This is a genomic window from Barnesiella sp. CU968 (assembly GCF_905219685.1).
In the GTDB taxonomy this organism is placed as follows: Bacteria; Bacteroidota; Bacteroidia; order Bacteroidales; family Muribaculaceae; genus Lepagella; species Lepagella muris_A.
The window spans coordinates 1-5,556 of the sequence record NZ_CAJMXD010000195.1 but is presented as its reverse complement, the minus strand read 5'-3'; the positions used below and the strand labels follow the sequence as shown (position 1 = coordinate 5,556).

The 5,556-nt window shown below is 43.7% G+C and carries 5 protein-coding genes; 3 read left to right on the top strand and 2 right to left on the bottom strand.

The genetic code is table 11. The features are described from left to right. Positions 1-184: 184 nt before the first annotated feature. From JX312_RS08500 to JX312_RS08490, 3 genes are all read left to right on the top strand, one after another. Positions 185-949, top strand: a complete 765-nt coding sequence (locus tag JX312_RS08500) for a DUF3108 domain-containing protein (protein WP_164916551.1) — start codon at positions 185-187, stop codon at positions 947-949. A gap of 163 nt (positions 950-1,112) precedes the next feature. Next, positions 1,113-2,612, top strand: coding sequence for a glutamine synthetase family protein (locus JX312_RS08495; RefSeq protein ID WP_123406329.1), 1,500 nt, complete (start codon positions 1,113-1,115; stop codon positions 2,610-2,612). Positions 2,613-2,624: 12 nt separating this feature from the next. Beyond that, the gene (locus JX312_RS08490) at positions 2,625-3,335 is read left to right on the top strand and encodes a HesA/MoeB/ThiF family protein (RefSeq protein WP_204457696.1); all 711 of its coding nucleotides are present in this window, start codon (positions 2,625-2,627) and stop codon (positions 3,333-3,335) included. On the opposite strand, the gene JX312_RS08485 is transcribed toward JX312_RS08490, so the two are convergent. Beyond that, entirely contained in the window at positions 3,319-4,437 is a 1,119-nt protein-coding gene (locus JX312_RS08485; RefSeq protein ID WP_204457695.1) for a mechanosensitive ion channel family protein, read from the bottom strand. The two genes, JX312_RS08490 and JX312_RS08485, sit on opposite strands and share 17 nt — an antisense overlap. A gap of 43 nt (positions 4,438-4,480) precedes the next feature. Then, positions 4,481-5,556 (bottom strand): clostripain-related cysteine peptidase (locus JX312_RS08480; protein WP_204457694.1); only part of this gene is annotated, 1,076 nt, incomplete at its 5' end.

Sequence of the window (5,556 nt, the reverse complement as noted above, 5' to 3'; positions counted from 1 at the left end):
ATATTCCACAACGGAGAGTTAAAATGGCGCACATCCGGTGTCCAGCCGATTCAGACTCTTGAACAGGAACTTGAAAAGTATTATTGATAGACCGAAACCTTGGAGCGCGTTGATATTTTTATGAAACGGGCTTAAAAAACACTGAAGAGGCATCACAAACGGGATGTCTCTTCGTTGTAATTATATGAGAAAGTTTTTTACCTTATTTGCAGGACTCACCTTCCTGATATTTTCAATGTCATTGTCGGCAAAAGGTTTTGCCGATGAGAACCTCCATTATGTGATAACCTATAAATGGGGACTTATACACAAAGATGCCGGAGACGCCACTCTCTCTCTCAGAAACAACGGAAAGGATTACAACATCATGCTTGCGGCAAGAACCAAACCTTGGGCTGACAGATTCTATCAGGTGCGCGACACCCTTCTCGGCAAAATCAGAATGAATGACTTGAGACCTCTGTCATACACAAAAATCGCGCATGAAAAAGGGAAATATGGGAAAGACGTCATCAAGTATTCATATTCGGGCAGTAATGTCAAAGGACATTGCACTCGCTTCAGAAAAAACAAGGAAGGTAATATTTCGGAATCCGAAAAAACACTCCAGGCAACAGGACCGGTATATGACATGCTGTCTGTATTCTACTACCTGCGCCTCATAAACTATGATGACCTCCAGAATGGCAAAACTGTCAAGGCAACTGTTTTTTCGGGTTCAAAGGCAGAGACCATCACGATAAAGTCTTTGGGAAAAGAAACAATAAGTCTGCGTGACAAGACAAAGCGAGAGGCATACCATATCCGCTTTAATTTCACGACAGGAGGCAAAAAGAAATCAAGCGAAGACATCGACTCCTGGATTTCAACAGACCCTATGCATATTCCCCTATATCTTGTAGGACAGTTGCCGGTGGGTCAGGTCAGAGTATATTTTACGGGGAATTAGCTGAATTTTATCAAAAAGTTTGATTGCCTGACTTCACTTTCAGACAAACTTTTATTATCTTTGCGATAAGTAAACAACAATAGAGCCGGTCAGACTCAAACCGGCTCCGGAATGATTCGGGCTGTTTACCAACAACCTGTTTAAAACTTAATCTATTACAACCATGAATGCAAACATTACATTGAACCCTAACAGAGTGGTGCAATACCTCTGCAAATCACCGGAGGAATTTTTGAAAACGGATATCATCCGTTTTATAAAGGAGAATGGAATCAGGATGGTTAATTTCATGTATCCCGCTGACGACAACAGACTCAAGACCCTCAACTTTGTCATCAACTCGGAAGACTATCTCGATTCGATTCTGACATTCGGCGAACGTGTTGACGGATCAAGTCTGTTTCCATTTATCGAAGCCGGCAACAGCGACCTGTACGTTATCCCGCGCTATGCCACTGCATTCGTAGATCCTTTTGCTGAAGTGCCTACCCTATCCATGCTTGCCTCATTCTTCGACAAGGAAGGGAATCCACTAAAGTCTTCACCCGAATACACTTTGCAGAAAGCATGCCATTCATTCAAAGACGTGACCGGAATGGATTTCTATGCCATGGGAGAACTTGAGTATTATGTGATCTCAGAAGACACCGGATTGTTTGAGGCGACAGACCAGAAAGGTTACCATGAATCGGCCCCATACGCTAAATTCAACGACTTCCGCATGGAGTGCATGTCACTCATAGCGCAAGTCGGCGGACAGATAAAATACGGGCACAACGAAGTCGGCAATTTCACTATAGACGGCAAAATTTTCGAACAAAACGAAATCGAATTCCTTCCGGTGCCTGCAAAACAGGCTGCCGACCACCTTATGCTTGCGAAATGGATTATCCGCACACTTGCCATGAAGAAGGGATATGACGTCACATTCGCTCCGAAAATAACAGAAGGCAAAGCCGGCAGTGGTCTTCACATACATTTCAAGATCATGAAAGACGATAAAAACATGATGATTGAAAATGGCGTTCTGAGCGATATCGCAAAAAAGGCAATTGTTGGAATTCTTGAAAATGCAGATGCAATAACCGCCATGGGCAATAAAGTCCCGACAAGCTATTTCCGTCTTGTACCTCATCAGGAAGCACCGACCTCTATATGCTGGGGAGACCGGAACCGATCAGTACTTGTCCGTGTGCCTTTGGGCTGGACAGGAGAGAAAGACATGTGTTCGCAGGCTAATCCTCTTGAAACCCCGGCAACCACAAATCCCGAGAAACAGACAGCGGAACTCCGCAGTGCCGACTGCTCGGCAGATGTCTATCAGCTTATTGCCGCCATGGTGGTCGCCGCCCGCGAAGGTTTCGAAATGGGTAACGCACTTGAACGCGCCGACCAACTGTATGTGAGCGTCAATATTCATTCAGATGAGAACAAGGCAAAGCTCGCCACACTAAAAGGTCTTCCCGACAGTTGCGAGGCTTCTGCAATGAAACTGGCTGAAAAACGTAACGTCTTTGAAAAATATGATGTTTTTTCTCCGGAAATGATATCGGGCATCATCAAAAAGCTTGAATCATTCAAAGACGGATCATTGAGAAAGGATATTTCAGGGAACAGGAAAGCGATGCTTGACCTTGTAAAAAAATACTGGCACTGCGGATAACACGATAAAAAAATGACAGAGGAGGAAAGAATAAGATACGCCCGGATGCTTGCAATACCGGAAATAGGGAAATCCGGTATGGAAAAACTTCGCCAGGCTCACGTCTTCATCACCGGATGCGGAGCATTGGGATCATTGACAGCGATGTATCTTGCAGGAGCAGGCATTGGCAAAATCTCGATTGCAGATTTTGACACAATTGATATTTCCAACCTCCAGCGTCAGTTGTTTTATGCCACTGCGGATGTGGGAAAATCAAAAGCCGAGACTCTTGCCGAAAAGCTGATTTCACTCAATCCGGATTGTGAGATAAAGTACATCAAAAAGATGATGACACCGTCCTCGGCTAAAATCGCATATGCCGATTGCAGTTTCATCATAGATGCCACAGACAACCCTTCTTCCAAGTTCATGACAGACTCGGTCTGTCATGAACTTGAAATACCATATTGCATCGGAGGCATCGCAGGATTTTCAGGACAGGTGATGAGCTGGAGTCCGGGACACGCAGGTTATAACGACATATTCCATCCGCAAGGTGTCGAATCAGGATTTACTCCTTGTTCGCTTGGCGGTGTGCTTGGTCCAGCAGCCGGTGTGATAGCATGTTGTCAGGCTTCGGAAACAATAAAGCATCTCACCGGTTCCGGCGAAATGCTTTTTGATAGAATATTCACTATTGACCTGCTTACAATGCAGAGCCACACTATTGAGGTCGGATGACATTTCCGTCAAAATGCACATCAAGTTGGGGAAACGGAAACGAGAAACCTTTCTTCGGCAATTCTGTAAAGAATCTCTCGTTCATATCAAAATACACGCCCCAATAATTGGATGAGTGAGTCCATGCCCTTACAACAAGATTTATGCTGCTGTCTGCCATCTCATTCAAGCCGACAAACGGTTTGCGCTCCACTTTCACGGGAATGGCGGCGTTCATCTCGACATCTTCAATAAGACTCTGATGAATCACTTTCTTACGTTTCTTAAGACGGGGGAACAGATGGTTCCACCAATGTTGCGGTTTAACCTCTTCCTGATGCTCAAGAATCTCAGGGTGCAGCTCTCGCTCTTTCTCCAAAGCCTGCTCTTCCCTGAATTTCATATCATCTTCAATATACTTCTTTACTATTCTCTCGTCTGCATCAACCATCTCCAACAATGTTCTTTTTGCCGCTTCAAGATCCGTGTCATATGAAAGGCATATTGTCCAGTCCACTCTGCGATAGTTTTCAAGTGAAAAGTTATTTATGGTTCCGGTTGAAAGCCCTCCGTTCGGTATTATGATAGCCTTGTTGTCGACAGTGTTTATAACAGTATGAAACAACTGAATGGATTTAACAGTCCCTGCATAACCTTGCGCTTCTATGTAGTCTCCTACCTTATATGGTTTTAGCAATAATATCAGGACTCCACCGGCAAAATTCTGCAACGTGCCGCTCAACGCCATACCTATAGCGACACCGGCAGATGCGAATATCGCCAGGAAGCTGCTGGTCTCAATGCCCAAGATACCAATTATGGTTATGATCAGTATAAAATACAGCACCATCTTTATAAGAGAAAGCACAAATGTGGTGAGCGAAGCATCCATTCTACGCTTTGTCATCACATTAAGCGTCATCTTATACAGTTTCCTGATAATAAAACGGCCTATATAAAAAACAAGAATCGCGATCAGCAATTTGAATCCGAAATTTACCAATCCGTTGGCAACCTTCTCTATTGCATCATCGAAGCTTAAACCCTTGAATTCATTAAAAGCCTTGCTTCCTTCCGACAATCCGTCTGCTATAGGAATCTGAGGCAATTCTGTCTGTATCATCAATTATATATCTTTTGTTAGCACTATTTATGAACTTCACGCTTCACTCCGCAACCCCGGACTTTTGCCACACATACTTATACCAGTCAAGTTTACGGTAATAATCATCCATAGCCGAATTGACATTGGCAAAATTATGAACACTTAAACCCGAAAAATTACTTTTATCTATAGGATACCCTCGGAAATCCAGTTCTGAAGCATCTGAATATATTACAAACTTTTTTAGAGCAAGGTTCAGCTGCTCCACATCCGCATCAGAGCTTTTGCCGTTGACATCGGCGTATTTACGCATATACTGACCGAAATCATAGTATCCCACGCCTTTCATTCGTGAATAATTCTGCATACCGGCTATTGACGGCAATATATTGCCTGATGCTATAATTCGCTTTGCCGCTTCCGCAACACCATCTATTGATTCCATATCCATAACAGCCACAGTCACAGGATCCGGCGAATACTTACCCGTGTAATACCCATACAATGCCTTGGCTGCCTCCACCCTATCGACATTATCCCCGATGATATGAGGAAAAACAAGATTATAGGGCAATCCCTCCCCCATTATTTCTGTAGGATAAGCGACATATGTATTGCACTTGTTTCTCAACTGATACGCCACCTCTATGCAAGACATATAGCAGCAATCAAACCATATCATGTCAAATTTTCCATCCGGAATTGCATCGGCAAGCTGATCAAGGTCGATGTAGACGGTGTTTCTGACATTATCCTCTTCAACATATTCTCCTCCAAAAGCATAAACTTCCGGCAGATGCTCCACTGACTCCGAGGAAGCGTTTTTCCCTATCACAGTTGATGAATATTTATAAGGATTGATCCAACCGAGTCCATGCCCCCAGAAAAACAGATTCGAGGGAACACCCGGATACGCACCCAATGCATCGTTTATAACATTTGAAATCCGGTCGGCACTCACAGCGGGAATCGACTTCTCATAACTTTTCAACAAAACAAATTGAAGCCGTCCATTCACGTTACAAACCTCATAAAGTCCATAACCGTCAGAAGTATACTTATAAAGCAACAGTTTATATTCTTCCGGATCGACATTCTCCATAGCCTTCAACATCTGGTCTTCGTTAACCTTAAGAT